Source organism: Microbispora sp. ZYX-F-249 (assembly GCF_039649665.1).
Classification (GTDB): domain Bacteria; phylum Actinomycetota; class Actinomycetes; order Streptosporangiales; family Streptosporangiaceae; genus Microbispora; species Microbispora maris.
Map to the genome: position 1 here is coordinate 431,378 of NZ_JBDJAW010000002.1, position 20,526 is coordinate 451,903.

The window sequence follows — 20,526 nt, forward strand, 5'->3', positions numbered from 1 at the left end:
TCCAGTTGCGCCGTATTCCCCGGCCAGCCCTTACCGAATGTGGGTTGCGGCCGGGCGTGAGGGATGAGGAGCAGCATGCCGAGAACGACGCCATTTGCGAAGAGCGTCCGGGAACGGGCCTTATCGGCGGCCCGAATCGGGTTCGCGGCGACGGTGGTCCTCGCCGTCGTACTGGGATTCTGGGGCCTGGAGTCGTATTCCCACAGCGCGTCGTACCAGCTCGGCCGGAGCTTCTGGGATATCGCCTACTACGATCTGCAGCTATTCGTCCTGGGTGCGGCACCGCTCGACAATCCGGGACCGTTCCCCTGGCCGCTGCAGGTGGCCCGGTTCCTTGCGCCGGCCGCCACCATCTACGCCTTGTTCGAGGCGGGCCGGGCGGTGTTCGCGAGCGAATGGCGGCGCCTGCGGCAGCGGCGCCGGACCGGGCACACGATCGTCGTCGGTGAGACGCCGATCGCCGACGCCATGGTGGACGGGCTGCGCCGCAACGGGCCCGTGCTGCGCGCCACCGCCGGCGACGCCGAATCGCTGCGCGACGCGGGCATCGCCGGCGCCCGGTTCGTCTACGCCTGCGCCGACGACCGCGACGACAGCAGCGTCAACGTGCTGGTCGCGGCGACCGCGAGGCAACAGGAGCGCACGAAGAAGGCCGGCGACCTCAACGTGTACGCGCACGTCAGCGACCCCGCGTACGCGCTCGCGCTGCGCGCCCGCCACCTGAGTCAGCCGGTCACCGGCGCCGACTTCTTCAACAGCGACGAGCTCGCCGCGCGGGAACTGGTCCGGCAGGAGGCCGGCTCGTTCCGCGGCGGCGAGCCTCTCGTCGTCGTCGTGGGGCTCGGGCCGTTCGGGCAGGCGATCGTGGTCGAGCTGGCACGGATGTGGCAGGTGTCGGCGCGCGCGGACGAGGAACTCGTCGTATTCCTCGTGGACCGCGACGCCGAGGCCGTCGCGAAGGATCTGCGCCGGCGCTGGGTGGCCGTCGCCGAGACGTGCGAGCTGAGGCCGGTCGCCGACCTCGCCGCGGTGTTCCGCACGCCGGCCATGCCCACTCCCCACCGCGTATACCTGTGCCACGAGGCCGAAGAGGAGGCGGTGCGGGCCGCGCTCACCATGCCGGACCTGTGGCAGGGCGGGGAGCGTTCGGTCGTCGTACGCCTGGACCGCCTGAGTGGTCTCGCCGACGTGCTCGGCAGCGGTGGCGGCAGCCTGCTTGACGACGTCGAGGGGCGGCTGCAGCCTGTCTGCGTGGGCAAATTCGTCGTCGGTGCGGACGCGGGCAGAGCAGAGCGGATCCACGAGGACATCTACGAGCGTCTGGCACAGCTGATCCACCACAACTATCTGCGGCACGAGCTGAAGAAGGGCAACGCCATGCGCAGTGCCCCGGCGATGGTCCCGTGGGAGGACCTCTCCGAGGACTACAAGCAGGCCAACCGAGCCCAAGCACGGGACATAGGCAACAAGCTCACCGCCGCCGGCTGTACCGTGGCGCCCCGCACCGGCACCGGGGTCGCGCTGAGCGACGACCCCGTGCTCGAGACGCTCGCCGAACGGGAGCACGAGCGGTGGATGGCCGAGCGCACGGCGCAGGGCTGGACGTATGGCGAGCGACGGGACGACGAGGCCAAGCACCACCCGAGCCTCGTTCCGTGGGAGAGGCTGCCCGAGGAGGAGAAGGACAAAGACCGCGCCGTGATCCGCGAGATGGGCGACGTGCTCGCCCACTGCGGCCTCGAGATAGTCCGCCTCAATCCCGTCCGATAACGTCCGCGACCGCCTCGAACCAGGTTTGTCAGCGCGTGCCGTGGATGCGCGCCGCCTTGGACCGTCACTCCCCCGCCGTTATCACCATATATCAGATTCGCGCCTCTCATGAGGTGCCGGAAAGTGCTTCATACTTGCCCGTTGCGAACCGACCCGACGAACGATGGAGCACGGCCGTTGCGCTACGTGATGGGTTTCGAGGAAATCAACGGGACGAATATCGGGGACGTCGGCGGAAAGGGGACGCACCTGGGCGAGCTCTCCCGCATCGAGGGCATCCGCGTGCCCGACGGCTTCTGCGTCACGACGGACGCCTTCCGGCGGGTGGTCGCGGAAGCGCCCTCGATCGACGCTCAGCTCGACCTGCTGTCGCGCGTGGAACCGGACGACCGCACGACGATCCGCACCCTGAGCGCGGACATCCGTCGCACCGTCGAAGGCGTCGCGGTTCCCGGCGATCTCGTGGCGGCGATCAGCGACTCGCTCGCCCGGCTCGGCGAGGACGCCTCGTACGCGGTGCGCTCCAGCGCCACGGCCGAGGACCTGCCGACCGCGTCCTTCGCCGGCCAGCAGGACTCGTACCTGAACATCGTCGGCCTGGACGCGATCCTCCGGCACGTCCGGAGGTGCTGGGCCTCGCTGTTCACCGAGCGGGCGGTGACCTACCGGCGCCGTAACGGCTTCGACCACCGGAAGATACGGATGGCCGTGGTCGTTCAGCGGATGGTGTTCCCCGACGCGGCCGGGATCCTGTTCACCGCGGACCCCGTGACCTCGAATCGGAAGATCGCCACCGTGGAAGCCGGCTGGGGGCTCGGCGAGGCGCTCGTCTCCGGCCTGGTCGCCGGAGACGTCTACACGGTGCGCGACGATCAGGTCGTGACCACGGCGGTCGCCACCAAGCCGCGGTTCGTCGAGGCGTCGCCGGGCGGCGGCACCCGGGAGGTACCGGTCGAGCCGCGGCGGCGGACGCGGCCGGCTCTGACGGACGTGCAAGTCGTGCGCCTCGTACGGCTGGGCCGGCGAATCGAAGCGCACTTCGGCCGGCCCCAGGACATCGAATGGTGCCTGGCCGGCGACGAGTTCCACATCGTGCAGAGCCGGCCGATCACCACGCTGTTCCCGCTCCCCACGACCGACGACCAGGACAACCACGTCTACGTCTCCGTCGGTCACCAGCAGATGATGACCGACGCGATGAAGCCGCTGGGACTGTCCGTGTGGCAGCTGACGACTCCGCGGCCGATGCACGAGGCGGGCGGGCGTCTGTTCGTCGACGTGGCCCCCGTCCTTGCGACGCCCGCGGGCCGTGCGCGCCTCCTCGGGACTTTCGGCAGGTCCGACCCGCTGATCCGCGACGCGCTGCAGACCGTCGTCGACCGCGGCGACTTCCTCCGCTCGCTTCCGGACGACGCTACCGGCGCCGCGCCCGCCGGCGCCGCACCCGCCGGCGCCGCACCCGCTCCGATCGAGACCGACCCGGCCCTCGTCACCAAGCTGATCCGGCGCACCGAGGCATCCGTGGCCGCCCTGCGGCGCGAGATCCGGGATCTGTCCGGACCGGCACTGCTCGACTTCATCCTGGCCGACATCGCCGAACTGAAGCGCATCCTGTTCGATCCGCAGAGCTCCCAGATGATCATGGCGGGCATGGAGGCGGCCTGGTGGCTCAACGACCACCTCGAGAAGTGGCTGGGCGAGAAGAACGCGGCCGACGTGCTCACGCAATCCGTCCCCCACAACGTCACGTCGGAGATGGGGCTGGCGCTCCTCGACGTCGCGGACGCGATCCGGCCGCACACGGACGTCGTGGCGTTCCTGCAGCGCGTCGTGGACGAAGGCCGGGACGGTGACGGCTTCCTGGACGAGCTGGCCGGGCTGCCCGGGGGACGGGAAGCACGTGACGCCATCCGCAGCTACCTCGACACGTACGGCATGCGCTGCGCGGGCGAGATCGACATCACCAGGACGCGCTGGAGTGAGCAACCCGCCACGCTCGTTCCGGCCATCCTCGGCAACATCAGGAACTTCGAGCCGGGCGCCGGCAGGCGACGCTTCGAACAAGGACTTCGGGAGTCACGGCGGAAGGAACAGGACCTGCTGACGCGCCTGCGCGCCCTGCCGGACGGGGAGCAGAAGGCGGAGGAGACCAAGCGGATGATCGACCGCGTCCGCACCTTCGCCGGATACCGGGAGTATCCCAAGTACGGCATGGTCAGCCGCTACTTCGCCTACAAGCAGGCGTTGCTGCGGGAAGCCGATCGCCTCGTCCGGGCCGGCATCCTGCGCGAGACGGACGACATCTTCTTCCTCCGGTTCGAGGAGTTGCACGAAGTCGTGCGCACCGGCGTTGCGGACGCCGAGCTCATCCTGAGAAGGCGGGAGGCGTTCCGGTCGTACGAGGCGCTCACACCGCCCCGGGTCCTCACGTCGGACGGCGAGGTGATCACTGCCCGATATCGCGGTGACGTCCCGCCCGGCGCGCTGGCCGGTCTCCCGGTCTCGGCCGGGACCGTCGAGGGCCGGGCCCGTGTCGTCATGGACATCGCGCGGGCCGAGCTCGCGGCGGGCGACATCCTGGTCACCGCCTACACCGACCCCAGCTGGACTCCCCTGTTCGTCACCGTCGCAGGACTGGTGACGGAAGTCGGCGGCCTCATGACGCACGGGGCGGTGATCGCCCGGGAGTACGGCCTGCCGGCCGTCGTGGGAGTGGAGCAGGCCACCCGGTTGATCCGGGACGGGCAGCGGATCCGCGTGCACGGAACCGACGGGTACGTCGAGATCCTCGACTGAATCTGGGATGACCAAAGGTGCGACGGCCCTGGGCGCCCTGGGCTCGCTGCTGGACAGGTCGTTGGTACAGATCACGGAAGCGTCGGCAGACGCCCGGACGTACGACCGGCGAGCGATCTACCAGGTCGCGGATGTGTGGGACAACAACACCTTCCCGCTGTTCCATGCCGCGACCGCCCTCACCTCCGTCGGGCGGGAACGGCGCGCCCGCGCCGCTCTCGCCTGGATGGCCGGGCTCGGGCCGGAGCGGCGGAGCTGGATGCTCGAGCAGGCCGAGGCGGCCGGGCACCCGCTGGAGCGGTTCCTGCCGCCTCCGGTCGCGGGGCCCTCGCACACAAGGGACTCCTTGGGGCGGGTGACGCCGGCCTTCGTACCGCTGACCGCCGAGGCCGCACTCGAACTCGGAACCGACTACGACCTGGCCGCCGCCGAGGTCCGCGCCCTACTGCTCGAACGTGCCGGCCCCCGTTTGACCGGGTCACTCGTCCTGGCCGCCCCGCGCCGCTACGGAACCGGCCCGCAGGCGGGAGAACCGCCCGAGGTGAACCTGTGGCTGGAAGACGTCACCGGCGTACGCTTCGACTCCGACGACCGGATGGGCGTCACCCTGCAGAGCGGGGCGGAGGGAGTGGTCATCCGCGTCGGAGCGGGCGGAAAGCTACGTGCCACCAGCGGCACCGCGTACCCCGATGACCGGTCCTGGCATCTTTCCACCGCCGGCCGGGCCGCCGGCCGGGCGACGCCGCCCCGCGAGGAACCGAACGGCCGCGCACCTGAGCGACGTCTGCCGTACCCGCAGGGCGCGGTCCTGGTCGCCGCCAGGATCCTGCACAGCGTGATGCAGAAGATCCGCACGGTCCGGTACGCCCACCTCGCCGATCGGATCCCCGTCCGGTCGCTCGCGAGCGCACTCGCCGGCGCGGGTGCGGACATCCTGGCCGCAGGCGCTCGTCGAGGCAGCCGCCGCGAGCAGGCGTTCCATGACCTGGTCGAGACCTGGATCGGAAATGGTGGCTCCGCCCTGACACCCTGGTTCGGCGACGAACTGCGGTGCATACTCCGCGAGGAGCAACTCCCGGACACCACCGCGGCATGGATCGAAGGAATCACCACACCGGAGGCGAAGCACCAATCCCTCGCCACGGCATCGGATTCCGGCCTGCCTCCGGAAGGCGAGCTCCGGCTCGCCGGGTACACGGCCGCACACATTCGTCACCAGACGCCGCGAGACGCCGTCGCCGTCATACTTCTGGCCCACGCCGAACAGAACTCGCCGAATCGGCCATGGCGGCTCCGCACTCTCAAGCTCGACAGCGTGAGCCGGTTCCGACTGCGGACCGATGCCTTCGACGGCCCACACGAATTGCGGACGGTCAGGGAGACACTCGGCGTGGACTCCCTGAAGCTCGGCTCCAACGCCCTTGATGTGCGAACCCCGCCTGATGTGCCGGCCACATGAGCGCTTCTCCGGCGGCCGCTGGACCGCCTCGATGGTCCCGCCTTTCATATACCGCCGAGAGGGCCCGGCCTGCGACCGGAAAAGTCACGCGAGGTGCCGTGACCGAACCCTCGTGATACACATAGGAATTCGGTACAGCAAGCCAGTTCTGCCCCCGCCCACAGGCCGATGCCGGACTTGCCATTTCGTTGGGAGGCTGCGTGGCCGCAGCGAGGCGATGGATCTGGGGCGTGCTGGTCGCGGTCACGGCCGTTGCCATCCTGACCGGTTGTTCCTCCACCGCAATCACGTCGGATATCCCATGGCCGCAGCCGACTTGGCATCGCGAAATCAGCCCCAATGCGCGGTCCGCGGCCGACGATCTGTGCCCGAAGGGCTCAGGGCCGAGGGGTTTGGACTGCCGTTCGAAGGCTCCCGGATATGAAGCATGCATGCAGCGGCATCCGGCGAAAAACTCCGCCATGCTGTGCCAGCAGGCGCTTGTCGTCCGCATCGAATGCCGCTTCGGAGAACGAGCCATCTTCCACGACGAACACGACTGCGCCTCGTCGTTCGAATCCTATATCTCCTGCCGTACGGGGATCCCGAAGCGGTCGGACGACGTGTGCGCCGCAGGCGAGCGAGAATTCCTGCGCTGCCCGGAGGACCTTGACCGGACCGGCGATTTCGACTGTGCGAAGGCGCGAGACGCCTACTACGATTGCCGCGGCGACGCGCGGTCCGACGACATATATTGCTCGACATATATCGAGGTCGTCGGGGTGCGTCATGCACTGCGGGTGAGCTGCTCCGGCCTTCTCGACAAGTACCTCACGTGTACGGCCGGAGGGCTCTCCCCCAATGAGTGCGCATTCGGGTCGTACATGAGGCTCAACTGCCTGCGTGACCTGAGATCCGGCGTCTTCCTGCAGATCTCGACGTGCGACTCCATCTGGAGCGATCACCTCAAAGACTGTTCCGGCACCAAGGGACTGGGGTTCGACGGTCCTACGTCCTGCACACACGCCGCGAACTGGAACGAAGCGAGCTACTCGATCTGCGAAAGGCGGCACGACTCCGCCGATACGGTGGGCGTGGCTTACGTCAACCCGAAGGACGGCAGCAATCACCGATTGCCGCTCTGCTGGGCGTCGAAGGGTGAGAATCACCATATGGACGCGGAGGCCGAACACGCCATAGGTGACAGGGTTCTCCGCGTCATACACCGCCTCGGCGAAACCCGCTACGAATCCATGTGATCACCGGGTCATTCCAATCCTCCCGCTGGGCGACCGGCTACAGAAGAGGCCGCGAGCCGCGACAAGAGACACCATCGAACCTCCAGGCTGAGGGCACGGCACCCAAGCAGTGTGCCGCGAGGTGCGGACCTTCTGGAGCTGGGCCTCCAATCGAGGCTCGGGGCTATACCGTGATCGGCATGGACGCGCGTTATCTCGCCGACGCCCGCCACATCTGGACGACCTACGTACGGCGCCGAGGACAGGCCGACACCGTGCAGGGCGAGTTGCTGCGCGCGGTGGAGAAGCTCCGGGATGAGGCGCAGCGCAACGGCAACGCCAACTGGGACGAGCGCCACGAGCGGCTTTTGGCCTACCTCCGCGAGAGGCTCACCGCGCCCGGGCTCTTCGACACGAAGACCTCGGGGACGCTGGTCGCGGATCTGGATCGGATGGCCCACTTCCAGAACCCGCTTACCGGGGACGAGGCCTTTCGTTCGCGTCGCCTGCCGCGTCGTGGACTGGTATCGCGCGCATCCGGAGCCGATCCCGCACGAGCAGGATCCGTACCTCGGGCGCTGAGAATCCGCGGACGGCACGGCCTACCTGTTCGTGTTCGTCGGGCAGGTGCTCTGCCGCCGGCCGGTCGGCGGCCCGTTGGTCATCGCGCGCTCGTATATGAGTATCGAGTCGCTCCTGCGCCGAGTGCCGGAGTAGGAATCGACTGGCTTGACTCTCGCATCGGGCGCGGCCGCATCAGCGACGGGGGACGTTCGAGCAGTCCGTTCGCATGCGGCGGGCGGGCGAGCGGGCAACCACGCTCGCCCGGCGACGCTCCTCGTCATGACCGCGTGAGGGGTCGGGTCTCCACCGCACCGGTGACCGCGAGGTGGCGGCGGCGGCTCGGCATCATCATGGTCGGGTGGGAGACGCTCCAGGCCGCGCTGGCGCAGATCATCTCCTTGATGCGGGCGGCGGTCCGGCCCGTGAAGACGGTGGACGTGACCTGATCGTCGGGGGTCACGCGCTGGATGATTCCATCGCGGCGTCCGAGGCTGATGCACTGCACGGAGTAGCCGATCGTGGTCTTGGGCACCTCACGACCAGTCAGGCGCGCGGCGATGACGTCGGCTGCCAGCCACGCCATCGGGTTCGCCGAGGCGCAGGACATCCGCAGCGGCTTGCCACCCGCCCCTTCGGCGAGCGCGGCGTCGCCGACGGCGTACACATCGGGGTGCGAGACCGATCGCATGCCGGCGTCGACGACGATCCGGCCTGTGTCGGACACCTCGAGGGTGGTGGCGGCCGCGATCGGGTGCACGGTGAAACCCGCGGTCCACACGGTCACCTGAGCCCGGATCTTGCTGCCCGCGCCGGTGACCGCACCGTCCGCTTCGACGCGTGTGATGTCGGCATGGTCGTGCACCGTGATGCCGAGCCGGTCCAAGGCGCCGCGCAAGTGGCGCTGGGCCTTGTCACTGAGCCAGCCGCCGACGCGACCGCGCGCGGCGATCGCGACCTCGAGGCCCGGATGGGCTTCGGCGATCTCGGTGGCCGTCTCGATGCCGGTCAGGCCGCCGCCCACGATCAGCACGGTCCCACCGGGCTTCACCTCGCCCAGGCGCGCCCGCAGCCGGAGAGCGGCCTGCTTGCCGGCCACGTCGCAGGCGTGCTCCGCGACACCAGGGACTCCCTGATCGGCGATGACGCTGCCCAGGGCGTACACGAGCGTGTCATAGGCGAGGGTCTCACCGCCGAGGTCGACGGTCTTGCCGTCCACATCGACAGCGGTGACCCGCGCGGTCCGGACCTGTACGCCGGTGCCCGCGAAGAGGTCGCGCAGTGGACGACGCCGCAGATCCTGTCCGCTCGCGAGCTGGTGCATGCGTACCCGCTCGACGAACTCCGGGTCGCCGTTGACCAGGGTGATCTCGACGTCGTCCCGGTGCAGCCGCTTGGCGAGGCGACCGGCGGTGTTGGCTCCGGCGTACCCGGCTCCCAGGACGACGATGCGGTGCTTCATGACTCGCTCCTATCTGGTTGCTTTCACCTCCTGAACCGGACAGGCGCGCGATCCCTGACAGGCACCGCGTGTGATGTAGGTCACCAACTCGCCGGGAGTGGGCGATGCGGTCCAGCCGCCGCCCACTGGCGTGCCACGCGCTGAAGTTTGTCGGGGTTGACCTGGATGTGGATCGAGGCGATGCCGTCGGGGGTCGCGTCGAGGCAGACCACGCCGATGATCTGCTCGCCGACCTCGACCAGCACGGCGGGACCGCCGTTGACGACGGCGGCGTAGAAGGCGGGATCGCCGCCGACGAGGGCTCGTTTGGAGTCGCTCCGCTGGAACATGCCACGCAGGTACTGGGCGATGCCCATCGCTCCGATGATCGGGGTCCTGCGGGCGACGACCTTCCCGCCGCCGTCGGCCACGCTGACCGCGTCGCCGGCGAGCAGCCGGATCAGCGGCTTGGTGTCGCCGCTGAGGGCCGCGGCGAGAAACTCCTCGACGATCTTCCGCGCGGCGACCGCGTCGATCTCCGTACGGGAGCGTTCGACAGCCAGATGCTGCCGGGCACGCCGGTAGATCTGCTGGCAGTTCGACTCGGTGAGGTCCAGGATTTCCGCGATCTCGCGGTGCGCGTACCCGAAGGCCTCGCGCAGCACGTACACGACGCGCTCGTTGGGGGACAGCCGCTCCATCAGGGTGAGCATCGCCATGGAGACCGACTCACGCTGCTCGAAGGTGTCGTCGGGACCGAGCATCCGATCTCCGTCGAGCACCGGCTCAGGAAGCCACTGCCCCACGTAGGTCTCCCGCCTGGCCCGCGCCGAGGTGAGCTGATTGAGACAGAGATTGGTGAGCACCTTCGTCAGCCACGCTTCGGGCGTCTCGATCCGGTCCCGGTCCGCCGCGTGCCAGCGCAGGTACGTATCCTGCACGGCGTCCTCCGCATCACCGGCCGATCCCAGCAGCCGGTAGGCGATCGCCTCCAAGCGGCCCCTGAAGCTCTCGAACAGATCGGCCTCGTGCGTGCGGAGCGACATCGCCCCATGATCGATCATGCGCACAGGTCGCGTCCACTCCGTGTCCGCCGTGACCGTGGCGCCACGTGAGCCGTCAAGATCCGACCCGGTTCGGCTCCGGTCGCCTGCTTCCCTCGGCACTCGTTGCCCTCACGCAGCGAAAGGCAGGCACATCAGCCGGCGCCCCTGATCGGCACCTGCCCTGCACTGGGCGTACGGGTCATGACCGGCCACCGCCGTCCGAGCTCGTCCATAGCGATCGCCACCCAGATAGTCACTCAGCGATCGGCCTGGATGAGAAGGCCTGCCCGGCTGCTATGCCGTAGGCCATGCGTCCCCGATGCATGCCTCCTGATAATTCCACCATCCCGCCTTCACACCTCGGTCCAACAATGCTTTGGTCGCGCGGACGTCGGCATCAGGAGGCACGCTGAGAGCAACGAGTGGGAATTCCGCGCTGTACGCCTCTCCTCCGATGCCCAACGGGGCGAATACCTCGCACACTGCCTCGGCGGTCGGCTTCGGCCCTCCGCGGACCGGCAGGACGAGGATCGTGCACCAACCGGACCACTCGACGCGCTCCTCGACCCAGCGGACGCCCTCGGCGTCCGTGGTGAACCGCACGATGTCGCCCTCGGCAGCGCCGTCGACGAAGAACGGAACGTTGTCCACCTGTGCGAGATCCCCGCCGAGCGGGGTCGCCCACACGCCTTCCTGGTCGAACTGCGGCCATCCCTCGCGCGGTACGAAGCGGTACCAGACTTTCACTCTGTCGTCAGCAACCATCGTTGTGCTCTCGGACGAGGAGGAGACCATGCTGACGATCCTGTCGGAAACTCTCGTCCCGGTACACGTCGCCCCGGACGTGGACACGCGGATAGAGACCCCTACGCTCCTTCACCTGAAGAGTCCTTCTTTCTCTGCGGCGACTGGGCCCTGGACAAGCCCTATCGTCCCAGTTCAGAGGCACCCTCTGATCGGCTGATCACGACCCGGACAAGCCCACGCGGGACCATCTGACCGTCCGGAACGGCCGCGCATGCCAGTGTCGCGCTGGAGGAATGGCCAGGCCCTCAGGCGTGAGGTGGCGTGGTCACAGCGCGATGCGGACGGTCTTGACCTGGGTGTAGGTGTCGAGTCCTTCCAGGCCGCCTTCGCGGCCCAGGCCGGACTGCTTGTAACCGCCGAAGGGCAGGTTGCCCGTGCTCATCTCGGCCCAGGTGTTGATCCAGACGGTGCCGGCCTCGATGGCTGCGGCCATGCGGTGTGCGGTGGTGAGGTTGGTGGTCCACACGGAGGCGGCCAGTCCGTAGTCGGTGTCGTTGGCCTTGGCGATGGCGTCGTCGATGTCGGTGAAGGTGGTGATCACGCCCACTGGGCCGAAGATCTCCTCGCGGACGACGCGCATGTCGGGGCGGACGTCGTCGAGGAGGGTGGGGGCGAAGAAGTATCCGTGGTCACCGAAGCGCCGGCCGCCGGTCACCACGTTCGCGCCCTCCTCGCGGGCGATGTCGAGGTAGGAGCTGACGCGGTCGAACTGCGCCTTGGTGGAGAGCGGTCCCACCAGCGTGCCCGGGGTCAGCGGGTCGCCCGGGGTGAATGCCTCCATCGTCTTCAGCAACTTCTCGACGAACTCCTCGCGGATGCTCTCCTCGACGAACACCCGTGATGTGGCGACGCAGGCCTGTCCCGCGTTACCCAGGAAGCCGGCCGCCACGCCGCGGACCGCGACGTCAAGGTCGGCGTCGGCGAAGACGACCGACGGCGACTTGCCGCCCAGTTCGAGCGTTACGCGCTTGAGCGTGTCGGTGGCCTGGCGCTGGACCAGCTTGCCGGTCGCGGTCGACCCGGTGAAGGCGATCTTCGCGACACCGGGGTGCGCGACCAGCGCCTGGCCCGCCTCGGCGCCCAAGCCGGTGACGACGTTCACGACACCGGCCGGCAGGTCGGTGCCGGCCAGCAGCTCGGCCAGGCGCAGCGTGCTCAGCGAGGCGGTCTCGGCCGGCTTGAGCACGACGGTGTTACCGGCGGCCAGGGCCGGGGCGAGCTTGCCGGGCAGTTGGCCCATCGGACCGTTCCAGCCCCAGATGATGCCGACGACACCGAGGGGCTCCTTGCGGGTGTAGGCCATGCGGTCCTTGCCGGCGGGAACACTTACGCCGGACAGCTTGGTAGGCCAGCCCGCGTAGTAGCGGAAGACCTCGCTCGCCTCGGCCAGCATGTGTGCGGTCAGCATGCGGGGTGCGCCCATGTTGACCGAGTCGATGGTGGCCAGTTCGTCGGCGTGCTCCTCGATGACGTCGGCGATCTGGTTCAGGATGCGGCCGCGCCGGTCGGGGCTCATCTCCGCCCAGGCGGGATCGGTGAACGCCGCGCGCGCGGCGTGGACCGCGGCGTCGACGTCGGCCGCCTCGCCGCGCGGCACGCTTGCCAGCGCCTCCTCGGTGGCCGGGTCGGTGTTCGGCAGCGTTCGTCCGGAGGCTGCGGCGACCTGCCGGCCTCCGATCCACATCATCCGCTCCCCGGCCCGTACGAACGCGGGGACGTCACGGCGGGCGGTGCCGGCGACGGGCGGGCCGCTCACAGTCGCAGTCATGGTTGTTCCTCTCCCGGTGTCCTGATCGGCAGACCCGTCCTAAACGGATTGCCTATCCGGTTAACGTAACGGACAGGCTGTTCGTTTGCAAGAGAAAGTGAGAAGGCTATCCGGTACGCTGAGGTTCTGGACGCGAAAGGAAGGAAACATCCGCCGTGAGCGCTGAGCCCGCCCCTGCCCGACGTGCCGACGCCGAGCGCAACCGGTCGAAAATCATCGCGGTCGCCCGCGAGGCCTTCGCCGAACCCGGTGCCGCACCGTCGATGGCCGAGATCGCCCGACGTGCCGGCGTCGGCATGGCCACGCTCTACCGCAACTTCCCCGGCAGACTCGAACTGGTTGAGGAACTCTTCCGTAACACCGTCGACGACATGTGCCAAGCCGCCGAATCCGTCAGTGGCGACACGCCTGGCGAGGCCTTCTTCGCCTGGCTCATGCGCTTCCACGCCATCGGCGCACGCAAAGGACCTCTCGCCTCCGTCCTCCTCGCCGAATCCGCCAATGGCACCCCCATCCTCCGCGCCAGCCGCTCCCGCACGATCGCGGCCGGCGAACCCCTTTTCCGCGCCGCGCAACGCAGCGGAGAAGTCCGCGACGACGTCTCTCTCGGACAGATCCTCGACGGCCTCGTCGCGCTCGCCGGAATCGACAACGGCCCGGACTTCCCCGGCGCCCTGATCCGCATCCTGCTCGACGGTCTGCATCCGAATCCGCACACCACGGGCGGACTGCCGGCTGCCAGTGAAGGCGAGGACATCCCCACGACCACAAGAAGGAGCGAGTGATTGGCGTCCGTCTTCCCGCGAGACCCCGCGCCTACCTGCGCCGCCGCAGGATCCGCCGCACCTTTTCAACGCGGCCGACGCAGGATCGTGTTCGTTGCCGACCCAGACAGGGAAGCGATCCTTCTGGTAGCCGGAGACAAGGCTGGACGATGGTCGGGCTGGTACCACGAGGCAATCCCTCCGGCCAAGCACCGCTACGCCCAATATCGCGCAGACATGGCGAAGGAAGACCGAGATGAGCCCTGCCCGTAGCTGGCGCGAAGTCAAGGCGGAGGCCCAGACGCTGAGCTGGATGCGTACGGAACAGGACATCACCTGAAGGAACTCGCCTGAACCGCCGCCTCCACAAGCGACCAAGGTGAGCCACACCCTCCCACGGCTCCGAGGTATCGGGCTGATCGCCGACGCCCTGAAGTCGCGAGTCGAGGGCGGTGGCAGGCCGATTGACGGTGCCAGCCCCGCTTTCCGCTGGCGGAAGGCGGGGCTCTTCACTCTCATGGGCGGTACTGGGTTCGAGCCGGTGGCCCCTCGCTTGTGAGGAGCCAAGAGCGCTCCGGGCGGTACGCCGGCCTGCGGACCGACCTGGGACCCACTCCCCCGCCAACCATCTCCGAGCTGCCCTGATGGCACGCTGATGGCATGACGGTCAGGGCCGGGGGCCGGCGCAGGAGACGTCCTTGGCCGGCAGGGTGCCCTTGATCAGGAACGCGACGGTGGCCTTGTCGGCGCAGGTCGAGCCGGTGCCGTAGACGAAGTGGCCGCCGTGCTCGACGCCGAGGAAGCCGGCGCGGTCACCCAGGGCCCTGTGCATTCCCCGGCCCGCGGCCCAGGGTGTGGCGTTGTCGCGGCGGTTCTGCAGGATCAGGATGTTGCGCGAACCGTGCGAGGTGACCTTGACCACCGGCTCGATCGGCTTCTGCGACCAGAACGCGCACGGCAGGATGTTGTTGGGCATGCCCGCGCTCAGCGGGTACTTCGCGCGGGCGGCCGCGGTGGCGTCGGCGTAGGAGTCCACCTCTCGCGACCAGGTGGTGTCCCCGCAGAGCATGGCCAGGACCATCGTGGCCTGGTTGTCCGCCGGCACGCCCTTCGCAGCCGGGGTGTCGGCGAGAATCTGCCGGAGCACGGCGACGCCCGCGTCCGCCGGGGTCTTGCCGGCGGACAGGTCGGCCGCCGCCTTCCAGAATTGCGTGAGTGGGGCAAGCATCTCGTTGCGCTGCAACATCTGGTACGTGACGCCGCGCAGCATCGCACCACTGATGGCCACCGGTGTGCCCGGCATCGTGGCCGGCTTCCGGTCGAGGCGGTCGGCCAGCGCGAGGAAGGTGTCGGTGACCTCGCCGGCGGTGCCGCCCAGCCCGAGTTCGGCGTCGTCCGCCGCGGCCACGCGGGCGGCGTCCGGGAACCGGTCGTTCATGCCCTGGTTCCAGGTGTTCAGCATCTTCGCCCACACCTTGCCCGGGTCGACGTTGCCCTCCAGCACCATCCGGTCGGTGTTGCGGGGGAACAGCGAGGCGTAGACCGCGCCGAGGTAGGTGCCGAAGGACTGGCCCCAGTAGGAGATCTTCCGCGCCCCGAGCGCCTGGCGAATGCGATCCATGTCGCGCGCTGTGTTCGCGCTGTTGAAAAAGCGGAGCTTGTCACCGATCGTGGCGCACTGCCGGGCGACGGCGCGCGCGGTGGTGACGTTGCCCTCGATCGAGCCGCCGGCCCCGGGGTAGGGGAAGATGGTGAGAAGGCTGTCGCCGGACAGACCGCAGCTCATCGGGGTGCTGTGGCCGACGCCGCGCGCGTCGAACCCGATCAGGTCGTAGGAGTCCAGCACCCCCCTCGGGAGCGTGAGCGCCATCTGGCCGGGCATGTCCAGGCCCTGCAGCCCCGGACCCCCCGGGTTGACCAGCAGGTCGCCGCGCTTCTTGCCGTGCTTGGCGGTGGCGATCCTGGAGACCGCGACGGTGATGGTCTGTCCGCCGGGGCGGCGGTAGTCCAGAGGCACCTTGACCGTGCCGCAGGTTTGCCTGGGGTCCCGTTTGGCGCCCGGCGCGGGTTCCGGACACTCACCCCACTTGATCGAAGTCTGGACCGGGCCGGTGGTCGCCACGGTCCTGGCGCCGGCCGGCTGCCCGCCGATCACCGCCCCCGCTCCCGCGACCGCGGTCAGTGCGCCGGCGACGACGACGCGTACGCGGATGGTGTTTCCCATGGTGCTGTCCTCCGAATTGCCGATGTGCCGTGATCTGGCTTCGCGGTTGACCGTGGTTGTCGGCCGCTGATGAGAAAGCTAGGAGTGGAGGGCGCTGTCCCGAATCACTGCGTTGCGGACAATCCGTGTAGCTCACATGAGGGACAAGCGCGGCGACTCGGGGATCAGAGATCGCTAGGCTCTGAGCCATGTCGGGGACCTGGGCCAGCGACCGCTTGCGGAGGTTGTGGGAGGTGTGGCGCGTCTACGACGCCACGGTGTGGGACCGGTGGCTGGCCGTCGTGTCCACCGGGCTGGCGTTCGTCCCGGCCTTGTCGATCATGAGCGTCCAGTTCGGCGACCTGTCAGGACGCCCGGCGGACGCGTTCCAGATCGTCCTGATCCTGGCCCAGACGGTGCCTCTGGCCGTGCGTACCCGATGGCCCGCCGCGTGCCTGGCGATCAACGGCACGGCTTTCGTGATCTACGAGACGCTCGGCTACCCGATGCAGTTCGGCACCGTGACGGTGTACATCGCGCTGTACTCGGTGGGCGCGCACCAGGAGCGGTTCCGGTGGGTCATCGCCGTCGTGGCATCGGCCGCGTACGTCGTGCTGTGCGTGGCCATAATCCTGCTCGGCTCACCGGTTCTGCAGAGCGACTTCCTGGTGTTCTACCTGCTTTTCGCCGCGTGCTGGCTGGGCGGCGCCTTCGTACGCGGGCAACGGCTCCAGGAGGCCGAGCGACGGCGGCTCGCCACCGAGGCCGCCGCCGCCGCGGAGCGGGCGCGCATCGCGCGGGAGCTGCACGACGTGGTGACCCACCACGTCACCGCCATCGTCGTGCAGGCCGACGCCACGCAGTTCGTGGCCACGTCGCCGGACCGCGTGGTCACGGCACTGTCCACGATCGGCGGCGCCGGCCGCCGAGCCCTGGCCGAGCTGCGGTATCTGCTGGACGTGCTGGAGGCGACCGGAGAGTCGGCCACGCCCGTCGTGGGCAGCGTGCGAGACCTGGTCGAACAGAGTCGAAGCGGCGGCCAGCCGATCGAACTGGTGGAAGACGGCGACCAGCCCCCGCTCCCGGTCGGCGTGGGGCTGGCCGTGTACCGCGTGGTGCAGGAGAGCCTGACGAACGCCGTCAAGTACGCCGAAGGCCGCCCCACCACCGTTCGCATCGGCTACCGGGACGACCGCGTGGAGGTCGAGGTGACGAACGCCGCCGCCGCGGTCCCCGTCGGCGCGAGAAGCGGCCTCTCCGGCGGCCGCGGCCTGACCGGACTGCGCGAACGGATAGGCGCGCTGGGCGGTGAGCTGTCCGCAGGCGAGCAACCGGACGGCGGTTTCCGAGTCTCCGCGTCGATCCCCGTAGGCGGTACCAGATGACCATCCGTGTCATGATCTGCGAGGACCAGGAGGTCGTCCGTACCGGCTACGTGACGGCGTTCGACGCGCAGCCGGACATGGCGGTGGTCGGCGTGGCCGCCGACGGCCCGGCCGCGGTCGAGGCGGTCACCAGCCTGAAGCCCGACGTGGTGGTCATGGACATCCACATGCCGCTGATGGACGGCATCGAGGCGACGAGGCGCATCGCCGGCCCCGGTGTCGCAGCGCCGCCGAAGGTACTGGTGGTGACCACGTTCAACGTGGACAAGTACGTCTACGAAGCCCTGCGTGCCGGAGCCAGCGGCTTCCTTCTGAAGGACGCCCCTCTCCTGGATCTGGTGAACGGCGTCCGCACCGTCGCCCGCGGAGAGTCCCTGCTGTCCCCCACCGTGACCCGTACCCTGATAGGTCGCTTCGCCGACCGCCTCCGCCCGGCCGTCCCCACCCCCGACGAGGATCCGCTGGCCGTCCTGGCTCCCCGCGAACGCGAGGTACTGCGGCTGATCGCCCGTGGCCTCTCCAACGCCGAGATAGCAGCGGAACTGGTAATCAGCTTCGAGACCGTCCGAACCTACGTCTCCCGGATCCTCACCAAACTGGACCTACGCGACCGCGTCCAGGCCGTGGTCTTCGCCTACCGCACAGGCTTCGCCGACGACGACCGCTGAAACCGACAATCGCCCCATAAGCGCGACGTCTCTGCGGCCCTGGAGATCTTGGACCGAGTCGCACGCGATCAACCACCAGGTGTGGATGAACTCGCTCAACCGACCGAGATCCAAACTGGCGCGAACCTTCAGCCAGGACGACGTCAAGACCCGCGTCGAACCCGTCTCGGTCCTCGGGCACGACCAACGCCCTACGGATGGCACGCAGATTCTTCTCCGGTAGAGGACCTTCGGGGGGGAACTCCTGCGGCTGCGCGCTCATGCCGTCAGCGTACGTACAGGCACTCGATGCGGCGCCCAGGCGAACACAGGACCAGAGGAAGTGATCGCACGCGGGACGACGTGCTACTCCAGGACGTGACTCCCCGACTACTAGGGCCGCACGAGCGCCCCACCGCCTGGCGAAGATCGAGATGAAGACCAGTGTGTAGGGGCCGTGTCAGCACCCCATGTCCGAGCGCAGGATCTCTTCATGCCTCTCGGCAAGGTCCGGCTCCGCCTAGAACGACGCGAAGAACGGGAGGTCGCGCTCCCCGGCATGCTCCCGAGATGCCTCATGGCTCACCTTCGAGACCCAAACTGATCGAACAGAGTTCTTCGTTCAACTGACTTCGTAGCTCTGCCGAATCAACGGGAACGCTTTCTCCAGGTCCGTTTGGCTTCGTACCCGAAGCTCGAGGTCCCCGGTACCAAAATGACCGATGTTCCGCATGTCCCGGCTGAAGCCCTCCTCTAACTGAACGGAGTCGGGGTCGACCTTCACGAAGATGAGGAGCTCGTTGGCTTGAGGGTGAACCTCTATGCAGGCGAAGTTCTGGGTCCGCTGGAAGGCGATGTAGAGCTTGCGGGTCTTCTTGACGACATCGTCTCCAAGCGCCTGAATCTGCCTTTCTAGCCGGTCATACAGGACGACCAGTGGCCGTCGAGCGCGGGCGAGGTTCTCCTCGACAACACTGGTCGCTGCGGGGGGCACGTCGATGTCGGCGGGCGCGGGCTCGTGCTCCATATCCACGGCGAGCAAGTCGTTGAGCGCGTCGATGACAACGTCCTGTCCATCGGCCAGCATCTCGGGGGTGAGAGACGGACGCTTCGCATAATCAGCGCCGATCACCGGGCTGAGAACCCGCTCCGCCCCGGGTAGCCGCCTGAGGTGCCGCAGGAGCCGTTCTAGACGTTCCGTGGCTACGCCCCGACCGCGCATCCACTCGAAGTTGATCGAAAGTACCGGCTTGTCCACGTCGGCGTAGATACTCCACACCGACGCCTCCGCTGCCCCCACCCGGAAGGAGGCGGTCACCGATGGGAAGGCCCCCGTACCGAATGAATATCCCCGGAAGGCGAGATGGCTCTCTGCATGGCGGTACACCGCGAGCAAGGTGTTGTACGCCGGACCTGCGCTGTTCTCGAGGCCCTGCAACAGGCTCCGTTCATCCCATTGCCCCCCTGAAGACACCAACGCCGGCCCACCGCCGTTTGTCGCCGCCTTGATGAGATCGTCAGGATTCACTGAGTCACCGAGCACCGTCAGGATCGCCTGAGCCACCTTCTCCAGCCAGTCGATAACCTCGACGACATCCCCGTCGTTCAGTTCCGCACGTGCCGGCGGCGGGGCTGGATTGCGGTCCGCCGTGTGTGCAATGCGGTTCCGCCGATCGATGATCTCGTCCAGGCGCTCCCTGATCTGATCAGGCTTGACCTGGGGCCCGGTTGCGCTCATCACTTCAGCGACCTTTCGCCAGAGGTCGCCCTCGACAACGTGCGAAAGGCCCTCCTTAATTTGGGCAGGTCTCTGATGGGTGGAGCGCGCGAACCTCTCGCCCCAGCAGCGCCGCAGCACCTCACCCAACTCCCCGTTGCCTTGGTACACGCGTTCGAAGGCATCGACCGGAATTTCCAGTTTTGAGAAACGCGGAGGCCGCGGCAGATCCGGGTTGAGCGCCAGAACTACGGCCCTCTCTGTGATCTCCCGTGTTATCCAATGGTCCAATCCAGCCACAGACTGCGACCACGCCGCTCGGTACATGTCCTCAACGTCCACCACGCCGGCGCGCATGGCAGCAAGCGCCCGCCCCGCCTTCACGAGTCCACGCGCGAAATCGAGATTTTCAAGGAACTCGTCGAACGCCGTGATGGGCTCGCTCGTCGGCATGACTTCTCCTACCGGGGGTTGCAGCAGTTTCCCTGGCGCCCCAGGGTCTATTGATCAACTGCAGGGAGACTAGGAGATCACTCTGGTGTCAGGTGGTCAAGGCAGACTTCGGGAGCGCCTGTGAAAGCGCAGAGCCGTTCGCGCTCGGTAGGCAGGGTAGTGGCTGGCCGAGCACCTCTCCTGAGAAACGGCCACCACGGCTCCCCGGCGTCTATGAACTGCGGAGTAAGATCTCCCAGCGATCCCAAGTGACTCGGTCTCTAGCCTCGCGGGTGACGAGCGCGAACCTCGGAGGCGCACAGAACCAATGGCAGCCCGAAAACACGAAGCCCCGTGGCGTGATCGCTACGGGGCTTGTTTTTGCAGGTGGGCGGTACTGGGTTCGAACCAGTGACCCCTCGCTTGTAAGTCAACCCAGGAAAGGGCGGGACCTGCACTAGTACCCGCCCTGACCTGGGCGTACGGTCCATCGTCGTCCGCCGCCGTGTCCAG

General features: G+C 68.2%; 14 protein-coding genes. 8 read left to right on the forward strand and 6 right to left on the reverse strand.

Translation table 11 applies throughout. The features are described 5' to 3' along the window. The first annotated feature begins 75 nt into the window (after nucleotides 1-75). The 4 genes from AAH991_RS04440 (at nucleotide 76) to AAH991_RS04455 (ending at nucleotide 7,263) form a co-directional block, all read left to right on the forward strand. Nucleotides 76-1,770 carry a RyR domain-containing protein gene (locus AAH991_RS04440; protein ID WP_346224433.1) on the forward strand — a complete coding sequence of 565 codons (1,695 nt, stop codon included), beginning with the start codon at nucleotides 76-78 and terminating at the stop codon, nucleotides 1,768-1,770. Between the two features lie 186 nt (nucleotides 1,771-1,956). Continuing rightward, complete coding sequence (gene rph / locus AAH991_RS04445; protein ID WP_346224457.1) at nucleotides 1,957-4,566, forward strand: rifamycin-inactivating phosphotransferase; 2,610 nt, start codon at nucleotides 1,957-1,959, stop codon at nucleotides 4,564-4,566. A 7-nt stretch (nucleotides 4,567-4,573) separates the two neighbouring features. Next, complete coding sequence (locus AAH991_RS04450) at nucleotides 4,574-6,025, forward strand: hypothetical protein (protein ID WP_346224434.1); 1,452 nt, start codon at nucleotides 4,574-4,576, stop codon at nucleotides 6,023-6,025. A 230-nt stretch (nucleotides 6,026-6,255) separates the two neighbouring features. Next, entirely contained in the window at nucleotides 6,256-7,263 is a 1,008-nt protein-coding gene (locus tag AAH991_RS04455) for a hypothetical protein (RefSeq protein WP_346224435.1), read from the forward strand. Between the two features lie 820 nt (nucleotides 7,264-8,083). Here AAH991_RS04455 and AAH991_RS04460 read toward each other — a convergent pair. The 4 genes from AAH991_RS04460 to AAH991_RS04475 form a co-directional block, all read right to left on the reverse strand. Next, nucleotides 8,084-9,265, reverse strand: a complete 1,182-nt coding sequence (locus AAH991_RS04460; RefSeq protein WP_346224436.1) for an NAD(P)/FAD-dependent oxidoreductase — start codon at nucleotides 9,263-9,265, stop codon at nucleotides 8,084-8,086. Nucleotides 9,266-9,345: 80 nt separating this feature from the next. Further along, entirely contained in the window at nucleotides 9,346-10,290 is a 945-nt protein-coding gene (locus tag AAH991_RS04465) for an RNA polymerase sigma-70 factor (RefSeq protein ID WP_346224437.1), read from the reverse strand. A gap of 294 nt (nucleotides 10,291-10,584) precedes the next feature. Continuing rightward, the gene (locus AAH991_RS04470) at nucleotides 10,585-11,085 is read right to left on the reverse strand and encodes a DUF4265 domain-containing protein (RefSeq protein WP_346224438.1); all 501 of its coding nucleotides are present in this window, start codon (nucleotides 11,083-11,085) and stop codon (nucleotides 10,585-10,587) included. Between the two features lie 277 nt (nucleotides 11,086-11,362). Continuing rightward, on the reverse strand, nucleotides 11,363-12,865 hold the full coding sequence (locus AAH991_RS04475) for an aldehyde dehydrogenase family protein (protein WP_346224439.1): 1,503 nt from the start codon (nucleotides 12,863-12,865) through the stop codon (nucleotides 11,363-11,365). Nucleotides 12,866-13,020: 155 nt separating this feature from the next. On the opposite strand from AAH991_RS04475, the gene AAH991_RS04480 reads away from it, so the two are divergent. Then, the gene (locus tag AAH991_RS04480; RefSeq protein WP_346224440.1) at nucleotides 13,021-13,650 is read left to right on the forward strand and encodes a TetR/AcrR family transcriptional regulator; all 630 of its coding nucleotides are present in this window, start codon (nucleotides 13,021-13,023) and stop codon (nucleotides 13,648-13,650) included. Further along, on the forward strand, nucleotides 13,651-13,902 hold the full coding sequence (locus AAH991_RS04485) for a type II toxin-antitoxin system RelE/ParE family toxin (protein WP_346224441.1): 252 nt from the start codon (nucleotides 13,651-13,653) through the stop codon (nucleotides 13,900-13,902). Nucleotides 13,903-14,296: 394 nt separating this feature from the next. On the opposite strand, the gene AAH991_RS04490 is transcribed toward AAH991_RS04485, so the two are convergent. Next, the gene (locus AAH991_RS04490; protein ID WP_346224442.1) at nucleotides 14,297-15,853 is read right to left on the reverse strand and encodes an alpha/beta hydrolase; all 1,557 of its coding nucleotides are present in this window, start codon (nucleotides 15,851-15,853) and stop codon (nucleotides 14,297-14,299) included. Between the two features lie 188 nt (nucleotides 15,854-16,041). Between AAH991_RS04490 and AAH991_RS04495 the strand changes: the two genes are divergently transcribed. Both AAH991_RS04495 and AAH991_RS04500 read left to right on the forward strand, forming a co-directional pair. Beyond that, nucleotides 16,042-17,217 carry a sensor histidine kinase gene (locus AAH991_RS04495; protein WP_346224443.1) on the forward strand — a complete coding sequence of 392 codons (1,176 nt, stop codon included), beginning with the start codon at nucleotides 16,042-16,044 and terminating at the stop codon, nucleotides 17,215-17,217. Further along, nucleotides 17,214-17,885: a response regulator gene (locus tag AAH991_RS04500; RefSeq protein WP_346224444.1), complete on the forward strand. Its 672-nt coding sequence runs from the start codon at nucleotides 17,214-17,216 to the stop codon at nucleotides 17,883-17,885. Before AAH991_RS04495 ends, AAH991_RS04500 begins: the two co-directional genes overlap by 4 nt. A 601-nt stretch (nucleotides 17,886-18,486) precedes the next feature. On the opposite strand, the gene AAH991_RS04505 is transcribed toward AAH991_RS04500, so the two are convergent. Further along, nucleotides 18,487-20,034: a DUF5655 domain-containing protein gene (locus AAH991_RS04505; protein ID WP_346224445.1), complete on the reverse strand. Its 1,548-nt coding sequence runs from the start codon at nucleotides 20,032-20,034 to the stop codon at nucleotides 18,487-18,489. Nucleotides 20,035-20,526: the final 492 nt, after the last annotated feature.